At 63.0% G+C, this 20,239-nt stretch carries 17 protein-coding genes and 1 pseudogene; 12 read left to right on the top strand and 6 right to left on the bottom strand.

Annotation, left to right across the window (positions count from 1 at the left end; genetic code table 11):
- Nucleotides 1-1,773: pseudogene (locus M2428_RS21095) on the top strand (hypothetical protein); the annotation flags it as partial.
- 324 nt (nt 1,774-2,097) lie between these two features.
- Complete coding sequence (locus tag M2428_RS21090; RefSeq protein WP_277527927.1) at nt 2,098-4,242, top strand: P-loop NTPase fold protein; 2,145 nt, start codon at nt 2,098-2,100, stop codon at nt 4,240-4,242.
- Nucleotides 4,243-4,393: 151 nt separating this feature from the next.
- Here the strand turns inward: M2428_RS21090 and M2428_RS21085 are convergent, their stop codons facing one another.
- Nucleotides 4,394-5,011: an SRPBCC family protein gene (locus tag M2428_RS21085; RefSeq protein WP_277527926.1), complete on the bottom strand. Its 618-nt coding sequence runs from the start codon at nt 5,009-5,011 to the stop codon at nt 4,394-4,396.
- A gap of 150 nt (nt 5,012-5,161) precedes the next feature.
- Here M2428_RS21085 and M2428_RS21080 point away from each other — a divergent pair, with 150 nt between their 5' ends.
- The 3 genes from M2428_RS21080 to M2428_RS21070 all read left to right on the top strand — a co-directional run bounded on the left by M2428_RS21080 (nt 5,162) and on the right by M2428_RS21070 (nt 8,240).
- Nucleotides 5,162-5,884 (top strand): HNH endonuclease family protein, encoded by a 723-nt coding sequence (locus tag M2428_RS21080; protein ID WP_277527925.1) that lies wholly within the window; start codon nt 5,162-5,164, stop codon nt 5,882-5,884.
- Between the two features lie 105 nt (nt 5,885-5,989).
- A complete protein-coding gene (locus tag M2428_RS21075; protein ID WP_277527924.1) occupies nt 5,990-6,922 on the top strand; it encodes an ATP-binding cassette domain-containing protein in 933 nt (310 codons plus the stop codon).
- A gap of 4 nt (nt 6,923-6,926) precedes the next feature.
- A complete protein-coding gene (locus M2428_RS21070; RefSeq protein WP_277527923.1) occupies nt 6,927-8,240 on the top strand; it encodes an ABC transporter permease in 1,314 nt (437 codons plus the stop codon).
- A gap of 180 nt (nt 8,241-8,420) precedes the next feature.
- Here the strand turns inward: M2428_RS21070 and M2428_RS21065 are convergent, their stop codons facing one another.
- On the bottom strand, nt 8,421-8,579 hold the full coding sequence (locus M2428_RS21065; RefSeq protein WP_277527922.1) for a hypothetical protein: 159 nt from the start codon (nt 8,577-8,579) through the stop codon (nt 8,421-8,423).
- Between the two features lie 227 nt (nt 8,580-8,806).
- On the opposite strand from M2428_RS21065, the gene M2428_RS21060 reads away from it, so the two are divergent.
- The 3 genes from M2428_RS21060 to M2428_RS21050 all read left to right on the top strand — a co-directional run bounded on the left by M2428_RS21060 (nt 8,807) and on the right by M2428_RS21050 (nt 12,283).
- Complete coding sequence (locus tag M2428_RS21060) at nt 8,807-9,814, top strand: hypothetical protein (protein ID WP_277527921.1); 1,008 nt, start codon at nt 8,807-8,809, stop codon at nt 9,812-9,814.
- Nucleotides 9,815-10,068: 254 nt separating this feature from the next.
- Nucleotides 10,069-11,247: an ATP-binding protein gene (locus tag M2428_RS21055; protein WP_277527920.1), complete on the top strand. Its 1,179-nt coding sequence runs from the start codon at nt 10,069-10,071 to the stop codon at nt 11,245-11,247.
- A 37-nt stretch (nt 11,248-11,284) separates the two neighbouring features.
- Nucleotides 11,285-12,283: a competence protein CoiA family protein gene (locus tag M2428_RS21050; RefSeq protein ID WP_277527919.1), complete on the top strand. Its 999-nt coding sequence runs from the start codon at nt 11,285-11,287 to the stop codon at nt 12,281-12,283.
- 24 nt (nt 12,284-12,307) lie between these two features.
- On the opposite strand, the gene M2428_RS21045 is transcribed toward M2428_RS21050, so the two are convergent.
- A complete protein-coding gene (locus M2428_RS21045; RefSeq protein ID WP_277527918.1) occupies nt 12,308-12,592 on the bottom strand; it encodes a hypothetical protein in 285 nt (94 codons plus the stop codon).
- Nucleotides 12,593-12,879: 287 nt separating this feature from the next.
- On the opposite strand from M2428_RS21045, the gene M2428_RS21040 reads away from it, so the two are divergent.
- A complete protein-coding gene (locus M2428_RS21040; RefSeq protein ID WP_277527917.1) occupies nt 12,880-13,101 on the top strand; it encodes an antitoxin VbhA family protein in 222 nt (73 codons plus the stop codon).
- Between the two features lie 128 nt (nt 13,102-13,229).
- Here the strand turns inward: M2428_RS21040 and M2428_RS21035 are convergent, their stop codons facing one another.
- A complete protein-coding gene (locus tag M2428_RS21035; RefSeq protein ID WP_277527916.1) occupies nt 13,230-13,688 on the bottom strand; it encodes a prevent-host-death protein in 459 nt (152 codons plus the stop codon).
- A 325-nt stretch (nt 13,689-14,013) separates the two neighbouring features.
- Here M2428_RS21035 and M2428_RS21030 point away from each other — a divergent pair, with 325 nt between their 5' ends.
- The gene (locus tag M2428_RS21030; RefSeq protein ID WP_277527915.1) at nt 14,014-14,265 is read left to right on the top strand and encodes a hypothetical protein; all 252 of its coding nucleotides are present in this window, start codon (nt 14,014-14,016) and stop codon (nt 14,263-14,265) included.
- 428 nt (nt 14,266-14,693) lie between these two features.
- Nucleotides 14,694-15,356: a helicase associated domain-containing protein gene (locus M2428_RS21025; RefSeq protein ID WP_277527914.1), complete on the top strand. Its 663-nt coding sequence runs from the start codon at nt 14,694-14,696 to the stop codon at nt 15,354-15,356.
- A gap of 490 nt (nt 15,357-15,846) precedes the next feature.
- Here M2428_RS21025 and M2428_RS21020 read toward each other — a convergent pair whose 3' ends face one another.
- Nucleotides 15,847-17,826 carry an amino acid transporter gene (locus tag M2428_RS21020; protein WP_277527913.1) on the bottom strand — a complete coding sequence of 660 codons (1,980 nt, stop codon included), beginning with the start codon at nt 17,824-17,826 and terminating at the stop codon, nt 15,847-15,849.
- Nucleotides 17,827-19,059: 1,233 nt separating this feature from the next.
- On the opposite strand from M2428_RS21020, the gene M2428_RS21015 reads away from it, so the two are divergent.
- Complete coding sequence (locus M2428_RS21015) at nt 19,060-19,707, top strand: hypothetical protein (RefSeq protein WP_277527912.1); 648 nt, start codon at nt 19,060-19,062, stop codon at nt 19,705-19,707.
- A 300-nt stretch (nt 19,708-20,007) separates the two neighbouring features.
- On the opposite strand, the gene M2428_RS21010 is transcribed toward M2428_RS21015, so the two are convergent.
- Complete coding sequence (locus tag M2428_RS21010; RefSeq protein WP_277527911.1) at nt 20,008-20,214, bottom strand: hypothetical protein; 207 nt, start codon at nt 20,212-20,214, stop codon at nt 20,008-20,010.
- Between the last annotated feature and the right edge of the window lie 25 nt (nt 20,215-20,239).

Raw genomic sequence — 20,239 nt, 5'->3', positions numbered from 1 at the left:
GGGCCCTGGACGGCTGAGATATACGTCAAGGATGAGGCAGGCAGATCCTACTTCGGCGACGCACCGCTGGCCGCCGGGACACCGGACAAGCTAACTGTTATATCGAAGCGTGACCTCATGGCACCCGTGATACATGGATTCTCGTTCACGCCCACGGTGGTGGACGTCAGCGAGGCCGCAGCCTCAGTGCAATACTCAACGAGGATCACCGACGACCTCTCCGGAGTCAGCAGTACGTACATCCAGTTCAGGAACGACGAGACTCGGGCCGTCATCGTGGGAAGTCTGTCCCGAGGAACCGGGAACGCCCTGGACGGGACCTATTCAGGTTCTACGTCGATTCCGCGCCACTCGCTTCCCGGGCCCTGGACGGCGGAAATATACGTCAAGGATGAGGCAGGCAGATCCTACTTCGGCGACGCACCGCTGGCCGCCGGGACACCGGACAAGCTAACGGTCACCCATGAATCTATGATTCCCGATGCCGCCACGTTCTTAGATCCGCCGGGAACGGCAGCGGATACTTACACGATTCCAAGCGCCGTAGGCGTCGAGTACCTAATTCGAGGAACAGTAGTGCCCCCTGGAACGTATCTGGCTTCCGGATCCGTGACTGTCGTTGCTCGGGCTCTACCCCTTAAGGTCATCTCGCCTAGTGCAACTTCTATGTGGACCCATACATTCACATCAGCGCTGATTTCCGCGCCAATGCCGCAGATCTCGGGTTCCACCAAGGTTGGAAGCTCCCTGACGGCGCTCCCCGGGACTTGGACACCGGAACCGGTGCAATTGGCTTACCAGTGGTATCGATCGGGCCAGGCGATCACCGACGCCACTGCCAAGACCTACGTGCTCACCGGCGCCGACGCCGGCAAACTCATCACGGTCATGGTCACCGGCACCAGAACTGGCTACGACAGCACGTCCCGCCTCTCGAGCCCCACGACCGCTATCGCCAACGGTGGCCTGTCGGTGCCGGTTCCGACGCTCACGGGCACGGCGATGGTCGGGTCCACCCTGACCGCGGTCCCGGGCACCTGGGGTCCGGCTCCGGTGGTTCTGGCGTATCAGTGGAAGGCCAACGGAGTGGTCATCGCCGGTGCGACCGCCGCGACCTATAAGCCGGTCGCGGCCGATGCGGGCAAGACCCTCACGGTCACCGTGACCGGGTCCAAGTCCGGCTACACCACCGTCTCCAAAACCTCCGCCGCGACGGCGGCAGTGGCCAAGGGTTCATTGGTTACGGCCACACCCACGATCACGGGCACGGCCAAGGTCGGTTCGGCGCTGACTGCGGTTCCGGGTGCCTGGGGTCCGTCCCCGGTGGCCCTGGCGTATCAGTGGTACCGCTCAGGCGTTGCCATCACGGGCTCGACAGCAGCGACACGCATCCTTAACTCGTACGACACCGGAAAGACCCTCACAGTCCGGGTCACCGGGTCCAAGTCCGGCTACACCACCGTCTCCAAAGCCTCCGCCCCGACGGCGGCAGTGGCCAAGGGTTCATTGGTTACGGCCACACCCACAATCACGGGCACGGCCAAGGTCGGGTCCGTCCTGACGGCGAACCCCGGAACGTGGGGGCCGTCCCCGGTCACGCTCCGATACCAGTGGTACCGCTCAGGCGTTGCCATCACGGGCTCGACAGCAGCGACACGCACCCTTAACTCGTACGACACCGGAAAGACCCTCACAGTCCGGGCCACCGGGTCCAAGTCCGGCTACACCACCGTCTCCAAAACCTCCGCCCCGACGACCAAAATTGCCAACTAGCAAGGGAGCGTCCGCCTCCTTCTGTGCTGTTTAATCCCCAAGGCTGTGCGGTCGCTCCTGTATATGCGACCGCCACGTTCGTCGTTGCTCCAGCTGTTTGGTCCAGGCCGCGTGCCTCGCCGACGCGCTCGACCACCACATCAAACACGGCATCTGGAGCTGCCGTACCTCCGGCCAATGTGCTCAGTTCATCTCCAAGAAGTCCCATGACCCTCGCACCTCAGCCCTAATCGCCGAACTCTTCAAGGTCGCCCGGAGCACGGTGTACCGAATCGTTCAGCGAACGTCTTCCAACCCACCCACCTCACGAGGAGCACACAGCCGTTGTCGATTCTTTACGGAGACGATCCCCTTACCGCAGACCATGAAGACAGCTTTGGCAGGGAGAAGATAGTCGGCCGCATTGTCTCCTCATTGAATGTGGTTCGACACAGGACCCCCAGCGCTGTCGCTGCCTTGGTAGGCCCGTGGGGCAGTGGGAAGACCACATTGTTGAATCAGGTGGAGGCGGCCTTAGCAACTAGCGGCGAGTGGCAGGTGGCAAAGTACAACCCCTGGTCGTACTCGTCTCTTGAGAGTGCGATTCCTGCCTTCTTCTCAGAAATCAGAGCCGCATTGCCGGAAAATACGAAGGACTCAGGAGCCCGAGAAGCCATAGGTGGGTGGATTTCCAGGCTTGCGCCCTTGGGCAGCTTTGGCAGCCTAGTCGGTGCAGATATGTCTGGCCCCGTGCAACTTTTCGCTGATCTAGTCACCGGGGACCGCAGTCCCGAAAACCTTCGGTCTCAGGCGGAGGAGCTCCTCCGCGGTCTGGGCACTCCGATCCTCATGTTGATCGATGATCTCGACCGGTTGGGTCCTGACGAGCTTCTCATGACGTTCAAACTGGTTCGGCTTCTCGGCAGGTTGCCCAACGTGTACTACCTGCTGTCCTACGACGAAAAAACTCTTCAGGACGTCCTAATGAGGACGGGATTGGTCGCCAACGAAAAAAGCCGGGCACGGGAGTACATGGAAAAGATGATCCAACTGCGGCTCGATATTCCCACGATGCTTCCTGATGATCGCTTGAGCCTGGTTAACGCCGTGCTTCAGGAAGTGCTAACTAGCCATGGCTTGACGCTCAGCGACCAGGACACGAAACGTATGAGCCAATCCTGGGGAGCATGCCTTGACCGCTACATAAACCAACCCCGGGCAGCCAAGCGACTATTCACACAGGTCGATGCAACCTGGGGCGACGTGGCCGGCGAGGTCGACTTCGTAGATTTCGTCCTGATGACATTCATCAGGACCTTTGAACCATCCATATATGACCTGGTTGAAGAGCACGCGGATGAGCTGCTTTCGAGCGCCGGCGGCCTGTGGCCATTCAAGCCGAAAGAGACCCATCCAGAGCGATGGGAACGTTGGCTCGGGTACGTTCGAAAAGCGGGCGCCCAGCACCCAAACGCGGTTGGGGATCTCCTCGCCGAATTGTTTGTCCCTCTCAGGAGTGCCAAAAACAATATGGAGTATGGAAGTGCAAGCAAGGCGGACATCGCCAACCGCAAGGGCGTTGGGCATCCTGACTATTTCTACCGGTACACACAGACCGGGGTTCCCCGGAATGACATTGCCGAAAGCACGATCCTCGAATGCCTCCGGGAGCTTCGAGATTCACGGCCTGGAGGCGCAGTGGCCGCAGTCGAAACCAAACTCGTCCAGGACGCGCCCCTGGTTGTCTCCAAGATCATGCGTCACGGAGTTGGCTCCAATTTGCCCGTTGCAGGACTTATGCGGCTGCTCGGACGGAACTACGAAGCCATCGGAACTAATGAAACAGGATTTCTGGCGCACCGTCCGTCTCGGGCGGCGCTTGACCTCGCGCAACATCTGATCTCATCGGTTCCCGAAGAGGCAATTTCGATTGTGAGAACGACTTGCGAAACGCCTTCAGGCCTCACCCTTATCAGCGACTTACTCCGACAGCAGCTCCGCCATACGTCTGATGGCGAACGACAGGCGGCGTGGATCCAAGAGGCCGGACTACACGTTGCTCAGCAAATCGCGTCTCAGCTGGAGTCTCTGGACGAGGCGCCAGATACGGATTTTGAACGAGCATTCCGAAACATTTATGCCTTGCGGGACCTGACTTCCGAGTCCCACGTCCGCGACATCCTCTGGGGCTTGATCCGCTCAAGGCGCCGGTGGGACGTTGTGGATGTCTTAGCCGCAATGCTCCCGTTGGGCTATGGAAGCGATGGTGACAACGAATGGAGACGTGTCGGTGACTTAGAGGCTGAAACCGTTGACTCAATCCTTGGCATCGAAAACGTGGCTGACCTGCTCGGGGAGTCGCTCACTTCAGCAAGTGTGGATGAATTCGACCCGCGTTTTGACCACAGTCCCACCTTGAGCGAACGCAAGCCCTTCGCAGTAGCGAGCTTTATTCGGATACTTCGATCCTTTAGGCAGCAGCAGGAATGATTCTTCCTCTGCTATGGCATTTCCCACTGCGGGAGTGACTGTCGTGACACCGGGAGGAAGCACTGGAACACCGATAAGAGCGAATCTGTCGTTTGTCAGGATGAGTTCTAAGATCTCTGACGACAAGTGTCAACAAATACGGCATGCAGCCCTAACGTGACGTGAGAGGTGGCTCTACCTGACGTCTGGCTGAGGTATGCCCTAACCGGACGTTTCTCACGGGCAGACGCTTACCACTCCCCCAACGCTCTGGTGGCTGATTAGCCCATGCGATGGGCGGCCGTTGCTCGAGGAATGCTTTCACGCGTTTAACGTACTGTCGGCAGAAGAGTCTGTACTGCTGTTCGTACTCGTGGAGATATCCGGCGGCACCGGCCGGCAGGGTGAAGTACTGCCCAGGTTCGAGGACGGTCGTCCCACCGTCGCCGACACTTAACGAGGTCCGTCCCCGCGCTGCCGGATCGGCTCCCCCCAAGGTCCTGGTGACAGCCAGCTCCTGCGGAATCTCTTCCATGACCTCCAAAGCCGAGACATATTCCACTCCGTCGCTCACCGTTATGAAGATCTGGACCTCTCCGGCACCTTCTACGCCAGGCGATCGGAAGCCCCGAACGACCTCCGGGTCGATGAGAACGCTGTTCTCCGGTGGCTTGATGAAGTCCCAGACTTGCCGACGTGTGGCAGTAATGGCGGTGGCAGCAGATACGTAATGCATGGAGGCTTCAGCCGTCGGCTGCGTGGCCTTCTGACGTTCGAACCAAGGACTCATGGCGAGAGTTTTTCATCGCCGGGGTCAACCAGCAACACGACCCGCAGGGAGCTACCCTCATGAGGTTGCCACGACTGTGTCGGTGGGGGTGTGCAACTATTGCTTTCACGCCGTCCTACGGCTGTCACTTTCATTGAGTATGGGGGAACCATGAAGGTCCAACGCATCAGCCAAGACCGCGCCACAGTCATGCCGGCACAGAAATCCCGCCGATTGCTGGCGCTGCGGCGCGCGGCCGGTGCATCAGTGGTCGCGGCAGGCCTCCTGCTGACCGGCCTTGCCGTACCCGCCGAAGCAGCCACCGTGTACAAGGCGCCGCTGCGGACCGCCGTGCGCGGACTCATCGTCGCGGCCGAGGTCAACACCGGCTATGACCGGGACCGCTACTTCGGCACCTGGCGGGATACCAACGGGGATTGCCAGAACACCCGGCAGGAAGTCCTGGTCCAAGAGTCCAGAGCTGCCCTTTCCTACACCAGCCGCGGCTGCACGGCCAGCACCGGTCGCTGGGTGACCTCGTGGGACAACCGCGTCCACACCTCCGCCTCGACGGTGCAGATCGACCACACGGTCCCGGTTCATGAAGCCTGGGGATCCGGGGCAAGGTACTGGTCCCAAGCCCGGCGCGTGGCCTACTACAACGACCTCGGCGACACCCGCACCCTCAGCGCCCAGACGTCCGCTCTCAACTCCTCCAAGCAGGCCAGCGGCCCGGAGGCGTGGATGCCGCCGACGAACCGCTGCGCCTACATCGGCCAATGGGTGGCGGTAAAGATCCGCTGGGGCCTGCGCGTCGACAGCACCGAGAAGGCGGCACTCATCCGCTACGCAGACTCCTGCCCCAACGTCACCCTCACCGTTACCCGCGTCTAAACCGTCAGACACCCTCTCCGCGCCTGCGCCCATCACCCCGGATTGTGCAACAGGCCGTTGCACAACCGCCGCCGTCACCGGCGGCAGGCCGGTTACAGTGGTGCCATGACACTGGGGGACACGGCCGCCGAGCCGCTGGTACACATCAAAGACTTCCGGATGGACTTCGGGGACACGACCGTCATCAAAGACCTCTCCTTCGACGTCCGGGCTGGGGAAACCTTCGGATTCCTCGGCAGCAACGGATCCGGAAAAACCACGACCCTCCGGGCACTGCTGGGCATCTACCAGCCCACCGCCGGGACCCTCCACATCGGCGGCAAACCCTTCACCCCGCAGGACGGGGCCCGCCTCGGTTATTTGCCCGAGGAACGCGGCCTCTACAAAAAAGAGTCCGTCCTGGACGTCATGGTCTACTTCGGCCGGCTCAAAGGCCTGGACAAAAACCACGCCAAAACCTGGTCCCGGGACTACCTGGAACGGGTCGACCTCGCCGACAAGGCCACCACCCGGCTGGACAAGCTCTCCGGCGGGCAGCAGCAGAAAATCCAGCTCGGCGTGACCATCATGAACGACCCCGAACTGCTGATCCTGGACGAGCCCACCAAGGGCTTCGACCCGGTCAACCGGCGACTGCTCATGGACATCATCGAAGACCAGAAACTCGCCGGCGCGACCGTCATCATGGTCACCCACCAGATGGAGGAAGTCGAACGGCTCTGCGACCGGGTGATCCTGCTCAAAGACGGAACCGCCCGCGCCTACGGCACCGTCTCCGAAGTCCAGGAACAATTCGGCGGCACCGTCTACCGGCTCACCTACACCGGAACCGTGCCCGCCTCTGCCCTGTATGACATTGTCAGTGCCGGCGGCGGGCACGCCGAACTTTCCCCCAATCCCGGCGCGGACGAAACCGCCGTCCTGCGCGAGCTCATCGGCCACGGCGTGGCCGTGAAGTCCTTCACCACCGCCAGGACGTCCCTGGACGAGGTCTTCATCAAGGTCTACGGCGAAACCCACGACATGGCGGAGGCATAGACCCATGACACAGAACACCTCCACGCAGATCCCCTCCCCCGCCCCGGCGCCGGCTACCCCGCCGCCCACACCCAAGCGCCCCTTCGCCGGTCACAACCTCGGCACCGTCGTCGAATTCGAATTCACCCGCACCGTGAAAAAACGCCGCTTCTGGATCGCGACCCTGGCCATCCCGGTAGTGATGGCCATCGTGTTCGCGCTCATCTACCTCAGTAACTCCTCCACGGCCGCCAGCGCCGACGCGCAGAAGACCGCGGCCATGTCGTTCACCTACACCGACGCCTCCGGACTTATCACCCCGGCGATCGCCACCGCCATGGGCGGCCGGCAGGCCAGCGATCTGGACAAGGCGCTGCAGGACGTCAAAGACGGCGCAACCGACGCCTACTTCGCCTACCCCGCCGACATTGCCACCCAGCCGGTCAAGGTTTACGGGCAGGACCAGGGGATCTTCGACAACGGCAAGTACGACGCCGTCGCCAAACAGCTCCTCACCGCCTCGGCCCAGGCCACGATCGGCTCCCCGCAACTGATGGCCGCGGCCAGCGGCGACGTCAAGACCGAATCCCAGACCTTCAAGGACGGCCAGCCCGCCGGCGGCTTCGGCTCCGCCGTCCCGCCGCTGATGTTCCTGCTGATCTTCTACGTCTCGATCATTCTGCTCTCCAACCAGATGCTCAACAGCACCCTGGAAGAGAAGGAAAACCGGGTCACCGAAATGATCCTCACCACCCTGAACCCGACCACCCTGATCATCGGCAAGGTCATCGCCCTGTTCATGGTCGGCCTGGTCCAGATCCTGGTCTTCCTCACCCCCATCGCCGTCGGCTACGCCTTCTTCCGCGACAAACTCGCCATGCCGGACCTTGACCTCTCCACCCTGAGCTTCGAGCCCGGCACCATGCTGGTCGGTGCGCTGCTTTTGCTGGGCGGCTTCACCGTCTTCACCGGTGTCCTGGTCGCGATCGGCGCGGTCATGCCCACCGCCAAAGACGCCGGCACGATCTTCGGGCCCCTGATGGCGCTGATCTTCGTCCCCTTCTACGCCATGACCCTCATCATCTCGGACCCGCACGCACCCATCGTGCAGGTCTTCACCTACTTCCCGCTCTCCGCCCCCGTGACCGCCCTGCTCCGCAACGGCTTCGGCACCCTCTCACCCGTAGAGGCAACCATCGTCATCGCCGAACTCTTCATCATCGGATTCCTCATCCTCCGACTCGCCGTGCACCTCTTCCGGTATGGGTCCATCCAGTACTCGGGGAAACTCTCCATCGCCGGGACCTTCCGCAAACACAGCCCCCTCAGCGGAAAATGACATCGTAGGGCCACCGAGTATCAGATTCGAGTGGCCGAAGTTCTCAACCTTTTTGACATCGAAGCAGTGGGCGACGAAACGGGCGTGCATTACGGGGACGAGGGCGTTGAGCTGGAAGATCAGCCGTTGCTCGCGGCCATTCGCGTACTCATTGGAAGGCGATTCGGCGTCCCGGAATCTCTAATATGAATGGGTCGGGCCGAACGATGCCGCGGTGCGGAGACGCTGGCGCGCCTTGGCCATCAGCAGGTCGAATGCGTCCACCTCGTCCTGCCTGTCGGCGAGTTCGGGCGGACGCCGGCCCGAGCCAGGCGAATACGGGTTCAGTGCGCTTGCCATGTCCGCATGCATAAAGCCATATCCAGAAGAATGGATATGCGATTATGGGTCCTTATTTGGCTCGCAATCCTGCCGATTCGCTTATTCCCAAACACGCGAAGTGGAAGTATTCTCCTACTTGGGGGAAACAATCAGGCGGGGGAACTGTCTCAGCCGGCGCGTCAAGCCCGACATCACCGGTTCGAGGCAGCGCCGAGCGCTGCGGAAATATGAGGTCTCCAGTGCTCATGAAACGCCCGCTCACGCTTGCCATGGCCGTCCTGGCCCTCGCAGGCAGTGCCGTCGCCGCATCTGTGCCGGCAGACGCAGCCGGATACACCACCGGCGGGGCCATCGGCTCCCTTTACAACGCCCAGGGGCGCACCCTCGGGGCACCGACGTCCAACGAGTACAGCGGCCACGCGGACCGGGTCCAGAACTTCCGGTACGGGCTCATCTACTGGTCCAGGGCCACCGGTGCCCATTCGGTCCGGGGCGGGATCCTCGGCGAATACAGGAGCCAGGGCTCCGACGCCGGCAAGCTCGGGCTGCCGATCACCGAGGAAAAGCGGACGGTCGGAGGCGGCGTCTATCAGCAGTTCAAGGGCGGGATCATCTACTGGACGCCGGCAACCGGCGCCCATGCCACGTTGGGGGCGACCCGCTCCGCGTATGCCCAGTACGGTGCCGAACGGTACGGCATGGGGTTCCCCACCTCAGGTGAGATCAGCGTCAAGAACGCGGATGCAAGCTTCGTCTACCAAACCTTCGAGCACGGCATGATCTCCTGGAACGGCGTGCGGGTGCCTGTTTTCAACGAGGACCCGAGCCATGCCCACGCCGTGTACGGGGACTTCTACAAGGAGTATCTCGCCGCCGGAGGGGTCAAGGTTGTCGGCTACGTCTCCCGGGACCAGGGCATCGGCCATGACGAGACCGGGGCCGTCACGTTTGGCGGCCAGTGGTTCCAGAACGGCGGCATCGTCTCCAAGACCGGGGCTGGAGTCCACTACCTGCCCAACGCCTGGCTGGATGGACTCAGCGTCCAGGCCCAGGAGGCCCTGGGTTACCCCACGAGCGGCGTCCACGCCGTGACCGGCGGGACGGCGGTGACCTTCGAGCACGGGTCGGTGACGCGCGGTGCGGACGGGGTGTTCCTGATCACGATGTCAACTCCTGCTCCGGCGCCAACGGTGCAGAGTGGAACGCTGGAAGGATCCCGGGTCCCGAGCCCGACAAGCATCATCCGCCGATAGGAAGAAAACCTGCCGGGCCGCGGCTGGAGTCCTGTCCCAGCCCGTCTAACCTTCAGGCACGCAACACCCTCGTCCGAGAGCCGGCCACCGGCGCTTCGGCCGGGGGTGTAGTTGTATCCGGCGATGCTCAGCAATTGCCCGCCCACCGCCAAGACGGCAGCCGGATATAAGAACATATAAGAAGTTCTAGCCAGTTCTATGCATTTCCGTAGAACGGGCTAGAACTCGATATACTCGAGTCCATGGAGCCACAGATGAACCCCTACAATCCGGGCTCTGGCGTGCCGCCCCGCTTCCTCGCCGGCCGCGAAGCGGAGGTCGGCGCCTTCGATCTTCTCGTTGCCCGCACCGAGCGCTCCATGCCCGCCAGGCCCATGGTCCTGAGCGGACTGCGCGGGGTCGGCAGGACCGTGCTGCTGAACAGACTCAAAGGCATCGCAGACCACCACGGATGGCTGACGATCAAGCTCGAAGGACGCCCGGGTGCAGACGGGGCACGCGACATCCGGCGGACCCTGGCTCGCGAGCTCCAAGTCGCCTCGCGGCGCTTCGTCTCCCAGATCGGGATTGAACCAGTCAAACGGTTTCTGAGCACCGTCACCTCGTTCGGCGCTACCGTAAGGGTCGAAGGGATCTCCCTCGGTGTTGATATTGACAACACCCGCGCTACCACCGGATTCATCGACATCGACCTGCACGACGTGGTCGAGGACGTGTCCCTGGCCCTCCGTTCGCTGAAAAAGGGTTTCGCGATCTTCATCGACGAGATGCAGGATGTCGACGATGATCTCCTGGCCGCGCTGGTCACAGTCCAGCACTTCGCCGTCCAGAACGAGTTGCCGTTCTTCGTCACGGGCGCCGGTCTGCCTGACCTGCCAGCCCGGCTCGCGGACGCCCGTAGCTATGCGGAACGCCTCTTCGACTACCGGCAGATCGGCCGGCTCAGCGTGCATCAGGCCGAGGAATCCCTGACTGTTCCGGCATCACAGATGGGCCAGAGCTACAGCCCCGAGGCCCTGGAAACGCTGCTCGACGCATCCGGCCGCTACCCCTACTTCATCCAGGAATTCGGCAGCGCTATGTGGGAGGTGGCCGCCAAGAGCCCGTTCACCGGCGAGGAAGCCGCCATGGCCGCCCGCATCGGGCGGCAGCGCCTGGACGCCGGGTTCTTCCCGTCCCGGTGGGACCGGGCCACCCCCAGGGAACGGGACTACATGGACGCCATGGCCCAGGACGGCGACGAGCCGTCGAACACAGGCGCCCTCGCAGTGCGGATGGGCGTGAAGGCCAACAGGCTTGGTCCCACCCGCGCCCGGTTGATCTCCAAAGGGCTGATCTACTCCCCCGAATACGGGCAGGTCGCCTTCACCGTGCCCGGCATGGCGGCTTTCATTGAGCGTCAGCATCACGAGTTGGGTGATCCGACGTCGTAGCCGGGACTTTGTCTGCCCTGCGGTCCATACTGTGCGCATGATCGAGATCCGCCGGCTCTACCCGCGGGACTGGGAACCGACAGAGCCCCTCGTTGCGTACAACAAGGCCGACGGGCGTGTGGTCGTCGCGTCCGAGATGCGCCGCGGGAACAGTTCCTATTACGACCGCTACGGCTACCAGGGCTCCCAGGACATCGTCTGCATCGACTGCCTGGAGGCTGGCCGCGACGTTCCGGTCTCCCTCGTCGAGGCTGCGAAGAAATGTATACATTTCCGCCACAAGGCCGGTGAGGCGCCGGACGGACTGGGACGGCACGGCGAGACCGCGGAGCACCTGCACGGGAAGCAACTGATGATGGACTGGGCCAGCGACCAGCGCCACATCATGTCCTGGTCCATCGACGATGAAGTCTGGGTGCCCGGGGCCCGGCTGCGCAGCGACGTGAAGGCGGAGCTTTTCGGCGGCCGGCGGCTGGCGTTCGAGGTCCAGCGCAAGCCGGTGGAGTGGAAGGACTGGGAGCGCCGCCACGGCGGATATGAGCGCGCAGGCGTCCGTGACGTGTGGCTGTGGTCCCCGGACGTTCCCCATCTGGTCCTGGACCTGCCGCTGACAAGCGTCGTGCTTGACATGGAGCATGAGGAAATCGGCGTCATGGTCGCGAGCTACTCGGGAACCTACCGCAACCCCACGGCTGAGCACCGCATCATCACGCCCACCCACTACGCGGCCGCACCGCTGGCGGAGTGGGGCATCTCGGCTTCAGGATCTCTCGTGCCGCCACCGGAGATGGCCGAATACATCGGTGACAAGCCTGAACCGAGAAGGGTTGCTCAGCTCAATGACCACCGAAACCCGCCGGCGAAGCCGCCAAAGCAGCCGTGGCAGCCGCCGGCGTCCCCGTCCAATCAGTACTGGAGTGCCTTCCGTTCCGGCTCAGGGCGGAGCCCCGGTGGACATGCGCCGTACATCGACCCGGAACGCGAAGAGCAGCGCAAGCAAGAAGCCATCAAAGAGATCATGCGCCGCAAACGATAGACCGTCGATTCACCCAAGCAAGGCTTAGAGTCCGCTGCCGCCCTTCCACTCCTCAGCGGCCACGCGCTTGATGTTCGCTGACTGCGCCCAGCCCAGGTGGTACTTGCCGGACACATCGAGCCACTCGATCAGTCCGTAGTTGCGGGACCAGGCCACGGCTTTGCCGTAGATCCCGTTGACGCACACCAGGGGCCGGCCGTATTTGGGGAAGTCCCGGATCGGCGAGCTGTCATCCATGGGGCGGATTTTGTCGGCGTCCAGGCGCGCCATCATCCGGTCCATGTCCTCGGGAGAGCCGGCCTTGATCACGGCTCAATTTTAGGACGAATCTTCGGATGCTATCGAACACACGTTCTCCACAGGCTTCTCCACATGGACATATTTTCGATTATCGTGCGCCACCGACCACCAGCGATGACCGCCGCAGGTACGAGGGCGTCTGGACACGTCCCTGGCGGCCCGCAAATCCCACAGCAAGCAGCATGAGCAGCCTCTACGAGTCCTCATCACAGGTTCTCCCAGGGTCAAGACGACCTATGGTCTCGTGCTCAGTCGATAAACTTGAAGGACCAGTAGAACCAGAAGAGGGGGCCGCCATGGGCATCACCAGCAGGCGCAGACTGCCGATACCGACGGCCCCCGAACAAGCCGACCCTGACCTGAGCCCAGAGAGAAAACGCGAACTTACCATCGATACGATGGCCAGCTGGGCCCTGGACGGTATGCACCCCACCCGCCAGACCGTCGAGAACATCAATGCGTACTTGCGCGGCGAAGTCACGATGGATGAATACCTGCGGAAGCTGAAAGGGCCGTGACCCCGGCGGAGGCTGACGGGTCGTTCGTCGATCCCTAGGTACAGGGGCCGTCGCTCGGCAAGGCACGTAAGCGTCGAATCCAGCAGTTCTGCGCTCGCTCAACTTACCTTCGCTTTCCGCCCCACACCTTAGGGACGCACTGCGGCTTCCAAGGGGTTCTCGAGCCATTCCACGGACTTCTCGCCGAGGCCGGCGGCCATGGCAGTCGCAGTCTCGCGCCAGGCTGTGAGTTCCGCAAGGGCCAGATGGGGCTGGCTGGTCGCAAGGGACGCACGCGAGGCGGCCAGGACAGCGTCCGCACAGGCATCACGGTCAGCAGGGCTCAGGGCCAGCATCCAGGGGAAGCGGTCGCTCATTCGGACAGCCAAAGTTTTTTCCGTACTCGTTGTGACAGCGACAAGCTGGGACGCCAGTTCCAACAGCGAAGCGCGTGCCTGATCTGCACTCTCGGACATCAGCACCAGGGACTCACCGTCGCGGCGAGTGATCTGGACCGGGTGGTCAGCCGCTGCCGCAAAGACTTCAGCGGAGGCGCGGCTCAGTTCAGAAGACTGAAACGTTGTTCGGGAACTGCTTGGTGCGCTCATACGAGAACACTAACTCAGAACGTGTTCTGAAGTCTGGCCAACCGGTTGCTTCGGCGCCGGCGCGCCCCTGACATCAACGCCCACAACATAACGGTCATTATGTTGTGGATTGACTGCGCACTCTCGGGCGAAGAAGCGGCCAGCAGCCTGGTCGGTGTTTGCACGCCGATCCGCCGGTATCGGAACCTGCGCCGGCAGGGTTTTGCCGGCGGGTGCCGCGGGAGGATGGGCTCAGCTCCCGCGAGCCTAACGTCGCGTCATACTCCCGGACTGGTCCGAAGCGCCCCCCTTGTGCAATGGCGGAACGCCATGCAAGAGTGCGCCCATGAATGAATCCGCTGCTAAGGTCGCGCGCAAACTCAGCACAATGCCAGTTCGTGTGTCTCGCCAAATGACCGCCACCGAGTATCAGGTTCGCGTGGCCGAGGTCCTCAACCTTTTCGACATCGAAGCAGTGGGCGACGAAACGGGCGTGCATTACGGGGGCGAGGGCGTTGCGCTGGAAGATCAGCCTCTACTCGCGGCCATTCGCGTACTCATTGGAAGGCGATTCGGCGTCCCGGATGATCTACAGTAGCCCGACAGTAGGTGTCCTTCGGATCTAGTTCGCGTTCCCGGGGCTTGGTCCGGACGAAGGGGTGACATCGGTCGTTCCAGCCGTCACACCGGTCCTGAATCAAACTGCCATATTCACCTGGCCCGGGCCATAGAGGTTCCGCCGGGTTCAACCCCGCAGTTATAAGGACTTCTAGGGGGTTCTAGGGGATTCTAGGGGATTGTTCTAGGGGGTTCTAGGGTTTTCCCTATAACCCCCTAGAAGTCCGTAGAAGTTGGACAGGGAGCGCCTCAGGGCGGTGCGGGTTTTGATTGACGATGACTGGTTTGGATGTCCCTGTCGGACGGGGGTGGATAGTGAACAATCTGATCAGTGTCCGTGTCGGAACCCGTTGGCATCAGAACATTGCCCCCAGTAGCGGACCCGATCCGGGCCGGCACCGTGGCAGGATGACATCCATCATGGACAGGCGGTTGCGGCGCGCTCCTGACGCGGAATGGGTGTTGATGTACCGGCTCGGGCTGAGCCGGAAACGCATCGCTGAGCTGGTGCGCGCCGAACCCGCCACCGTCGGGTACCACCTGGTCATCGCTCGCCGCGAGGACCCCGGGCTCGAGCCGGCACACCTGACCGCCGGCGCGGCACCCGTTCCTCATCCCTCGCCTAAGGATCTTGCTCGCAGGGAAGAGATCATCGCCTGGATTTCGGCCGAGGGCCGGTTCCCTCGGGACCGCTCCGACGACAAGGGTGAACGATCTATGGCCCGATGGCTCTCAGATCGCCGGCGCGAGGCAGCCGAGGGCAACTTGTTCCCGGCTTACCGGGATGGCCTCGCCCGGATCCCCGGATGGGACGGGAATCCACGGGCAGCAGCGGACGACGCCCGATGGCACCAACGGCTCGCCCAGCTCGCTGACTTCCGCGCCGAGGGCAATGAGTGGCCCCGCCACCACGACTTCGCCTCAGAGCGGGAACACGCCCTCGGGGTGTGGATACATTCCCAGCGGCAGAAGTACCGCCGCGGCGACCTCGACCCTACGAAGGTCAAACTCATGGACGCCGCCGTTCCCGGTTGGCAGGCCGGGCGAACCCGGGGCCGCCCTCGCCGGTGACTGGAAGTTTGCGCTTCCCAGGCGGCCAGCGGACTAGTGACGTCACGCCGGCTAGTAGAGTTACATCGGTTCTCCAGTCCCCCCAGCTTGGAGAACCGGGAGCCTCCGCGCTTGAGTCCTTGGATTCGCGCGGAGGCTTTCCTCACAGGTCGCAGCAAACCCTCCCCCGGTTGTGCCCATTGGGGACAGGTGGAGCCCACCGCACAGCTCAAAGCTGGGCTGTCCCCCACTGGTGTGCAACCCGTTTGGTGTCGGAGCCCTCCCCATACTGAAACCAACGGCCAAGACAATCGGTAGTTCGTCGAGTAGCTCTCGAAAGAATAGCTCTCCGAAAGTTGCAGAGTCAGATGTCCCCGCCACTCCACGAAGTGAGTATGTCAACCAGCTTCAGAACCACTGAGACGGCGTGATCCAGGACCACTCATCGCCGCCAAAGGTGGGCACCGGTGGAGGGTGAGAGCCGGAGCTCCTCCCTCCGCCGCTGGGCCCGTTAGCCGACGTGGATGCCGGGCCGGAGGGCCGGGTCGCGTTCTACCTCGCGGAGGATTTCACGCACGAGCGGGGCGGTGTCGCCCTCGCCCAGGAACAGGTACCGCATGAGGTGGCCGACCGGGCTTCCTTCGGACCACTGGAAGTAGCACTGGGGCTTCGTACCGGTCGAGTCGCGCATGGCCAGGAGGACCGCGGCGATCGCGTTGGGCACGGCCGGGGACTTCACCCGCAGGACCCGGTAGCCGTCCACTTCGATGCCTTCGACCCGGAGCGTGTGGCTGAACTCCGACGGGTCGGAGATCTCCACCTCCAGGAAGATGACGTCCGCCGGGCCCGGGACCGGGTTCAGGCCGCGCTGTTCGTACTCCTTGTCGGCGTACTCGGCCTTGTCTCCGGCCTGGCGCTTATTGGAGATCACGTTCAGCTGCCCGTCGAAAGCGATCGACTCGGTGATGAATTGCCGGGCCGCCTCGTCGAACTCGATGGTTTCCAGCCGCAGCTCGGTGGTGCGCTTCACCCGGGAGATCAGCGAGACGACGATGATGCCGGCGATGAAGAACGCCGAGATCGCGATGCCGTCGGGCTTTTCGATGACGTTGGCGCCCAGTGCGTACAGCAGGACCAGGGTCAGCGCGCCGAAGCCGATGGTCCCGGCGCGGCTGTGCCGGCGGATCGCGGAGACAGTCACGGCGACAGCACCGGAGACCATCATGGCCAGGATGCCGGTGGCGTAGGCGCCCGCCTGGGCGTTGACGTCAGCCTTGAAGGCGATGGTGATACCGACGCTCAGCACGGTGTAGACGATCACGACCGGGCGGACGGCCCGGCCCCATTCCGGCGCCATGCCGTACGCCGGCAGGTAACGGGGCACGATGTTGATCAGGCCGGCCATCGCCGAGGCGCCGGCGAACCAGAGAATCAGGGCGCTGGAAATGTCGTAGACGGTCCCGAATCCGGCGCCGAACAGGTCGTGGGCGAGGAACGCCAGGGCGCGGCCGTTGGCCTGTCCGCCTTCCTGGAACTCCCTGGCCGGGATCATGACCGTGGTGAGGAAGCTGGTGGACATCAGGTAGACGCTCATGATGGCCGCAGCGGTGGTGAGCAGCTTGCGGGTGTTCTTGACCCGGGAGGCCATGAGCTCCTCCGGGGTGTTCCCGGTGGCCTTGATCAGCGGCATCATCGACACGCCGGTCTCGAACCCGGAGAGCCCGAGGACGAGCAGCGGGAAGGCGATGACGGCCGGGCCGATCAAATCCATCGGTCCACCGCCGGCGCTGGCCAGCAGCCGGTCCTGCCATCCGGCGATCAGTGTTGGGTCGGAGAAGACGTGCACGAGGCCGGCGGCGACGACGGCGGCGTTCAGGAGCAGGTAGACGGCCACGAGCGGGATGGCGACGCCGACGGCCTCATTGAAGCCGAGCAGGAACACCCCGCCCAGGATCAGCAGCAGGATCACCGTGATGATGACGGCGCTGCCTTTCAGGCCTTCCGGGATCATCGGGTTTTCCAGCAGATGAACCGTGGCATCGGCGCCGGAGAGGGTGATGGTAATGATCCAGGAGGTCGCGACGAACCCGAGCAGCAGCAGGACGAAGAACTTGCCGCGCCAGAACGGCAGCAGCTTCTCCAGCATGGCCACCGAGCCCTGTCCGTGCGGGCTTTCCTGAGCGACCCGGCGGTACATCGGCAGCATGCCTAGCAGCGTCAGGGCCACGATCAGCAGGGTCGCCAGCGGGGACAGGGCGCCGGCGGCCAAGGCCGCGATGCCGGGAAGGTAGGACAGGGTGGAGAAGTAGTCGACGCCGGTCAGGCACATCACTTTCCACCAGGCGTTGGGCTTGTGGTCTTCCTCGGCTTCGGGTCCGGCGGGTGCGACCTGGTTGGCGAGCAACCAGCGGACCAGGGGTTTGCGGTCCGGGGTGGCGGCCTGTTTCAGGTCAACCTGGGCCGGAACGGCGTGGTCAGAAGTTGTCGTCATGGGGTCTTTCTGGTCTGTTGGGTGGGGCTGGTGCGCGCGTCGTCGGGACCGCCCAATTGTAGTAGAGACAATTCCGTGACGCTGACGGGCACCGCGCACCACGACTAACGGTTCAGAGGGCGCGATTCTCCGGCTGCACGTCATCTACGATGTCGATCGCGACCAAGCCCATGCAGCGTCGCCGGCGCCGATCTAGCAGACGTGATATGCGTGCTCCGGATCGGGCAGAACTTTATGAGAAATCGATCGCCCCGGAAATCGGGGGACGTGCGGGTCCTCGCTGATCAAAAGCAGATGTCTCACTACGGCTCAGCCACGATGGGCACTCACCGGCAATGAGACACCTCTCAATGGCCTCCTCGAATCGACGACGAACGCGGCCCATCCGCGCTCTCAGAAAAAGGCTTCTCTACTTCAGGCCTTGAGTCGCCCTTGAGCACAGCGGCATCGAGATTGACGAGACTCCCCGGGCTGAGATATCGACCCGGGGACTACGCGGTCGTGTAGCGCCATTCCACGCTGCCGATAGAAGGTGGCTTTCGGGCGGGAGTCCGCCAGTCACCGTGGGCGCCGACTGCGGTACTTGGTGTGTTTGGTTAGGTCTCGCGCCGCGGGCCCAGTTGATGAGATCGTCCACAACCGTTGACCTTCGATGCGGATTCCCCGGCGGGTGCGATCCGTATTGCCTGTGTCGCTGGCTCCGGAGTGGACGGATTGCGGCGGCCATTTCTGGCACCGCAGCAATGACCGCTCTTCAGCGGATTCTTAGGGATATTCCGGTATCGCGATGTACTGGTTGCGGAATCCGGCCCGGTCCGACCCAAGTACGACCGAGTCCGGAGCCCAAAGTGTGTACCTTGTACCCACCCCAAAAGGCCCAGGTTGCCGCGAAGACCCTTTCCACGACGTAGTGCAAGTGGAACACCTTGTACTTGTCTTGATCCGTTCCACAGACAGTGTCTCGTTGGACACCTCGACATCGCGAGTCATGATGTTCTCGCGGGAAGCCCCCCGGGTTCCGGGCCGCTCGTACGAGTTGGCGGGAGCCATAAGGGGGCCCACCAACGCTATCTGAAGCGGCAGAAGCTTACCCTGGCGGGGGTTCACCGCGAATCGTCCGCGCGTGCACGGATGAGGGATTGCCTGCCCCGACGCGCAGCATCGTCTGGTTTGACTCCGCAGACGTCTGGCGTCGATTGCTGGCGAGGCAGGGGATGACGTTGAATGTTGCCTATGGTCGACTGGCTTCTACTCTCCAACCTCGGCACCGCTCTCGGTACGACGGTGCTCGCCGTCGCGACGTTCATCTCCACGAGGTCAGCGAACCGGTCGGCCCGGCTGGCTGAGCGCGCACTGCTGAACGGTTTGCGCCCCATCCTTCTGCCTTCCAACTGGTCGGATGCTCCGCAGAAGGTGCGGTTTATGGAAGGCAAGTGGATGGTCGTGCAGGGTGGCCACGCCGCCCTCGAGATCGCCGACAACACCGTGTACCTGGTGATGTCTGTGCGCAACGCCGGCGCAGGGGTGGCGATCCTGCACGGCTGGCATCTGCCACCGGATGCCAGGGCTCCGCTGGCACCAGTGGAGGAGTTCCACCGGCTGACACGCGACATCTATGTGCCGTCCAACGACGCCGGTTTCTGCCAGGTCGCCATCCGGGACCCGGAGTCGGCCGACTACCGTAACGCCATGAAGGGAGCCGCCGGCGACGGCTTCACCGTCGACGTGCTTTATGGAGACGCCGAAGGCTCGCAGCGCGTCGTCTCGCGGTTCTACATCACACCGGGACCCGCAGGCCTTGGCCACGACGGGGACGACACCGGGTGGCTGCTGATGGTCTCGCGCCACTGGAACCTCGATTTGCCGGCGCCGCGTGGCTGAGCCCGGGTGGAGTCGCCGGGCACGGGCTTTGTCATGCCTGAATCAGACCACATCTGAATCGTGGCTCTCACAAACAAAGGATTTCGAGAATCACCGGAATGTCATGTTGGGTCATGGGCCCCCACGTTCAGCACGCCCGTCCACCGCACCAGTTTTCGCACGACCGTCATATTGCCGGCAGCCATGCCTTAGCGCTGCCTCGGGATAACTGCACCAGATTTCGAAACAGCAGGCCCGGCACCGGCCGCCGGCCCACGGGCGTAAACCGCGACCCGGCGGCCAGGTTCTGGACTCCCCGGCCTATTCGGCCAGTTTCGCCACAGCCTGGGCCCAGAGGAAGAACTTGTTCGTGCCCAGGTCTTTTACGGTCTTGATATTCAGCGCTTCCTGTAACTTCAGAGCGTCGGCCTCGGACATGCCCTGAAGCGCACCAACAGGTGCCTTGGCCAGTTCCTCAATGCTCTTGTCCTCGTATGCCTTGTCGAACTTATCGCTCAGACCAGCCACTGTGCAGCTCCTTAGAAGATCAGTC

The organism is Arthrobacter sp. ES3-54, assembly GCF_029504395.1.
GTDB lineage: Bacteria > Actinomycetota > Actinomycetes > Actinomycetales > Micrococcaceae > Arthrobacter.
Note: the sequence above shows the minus strand (reverse complement) of the source record. Positions and strands in the feature narration are given on the sequence as shown.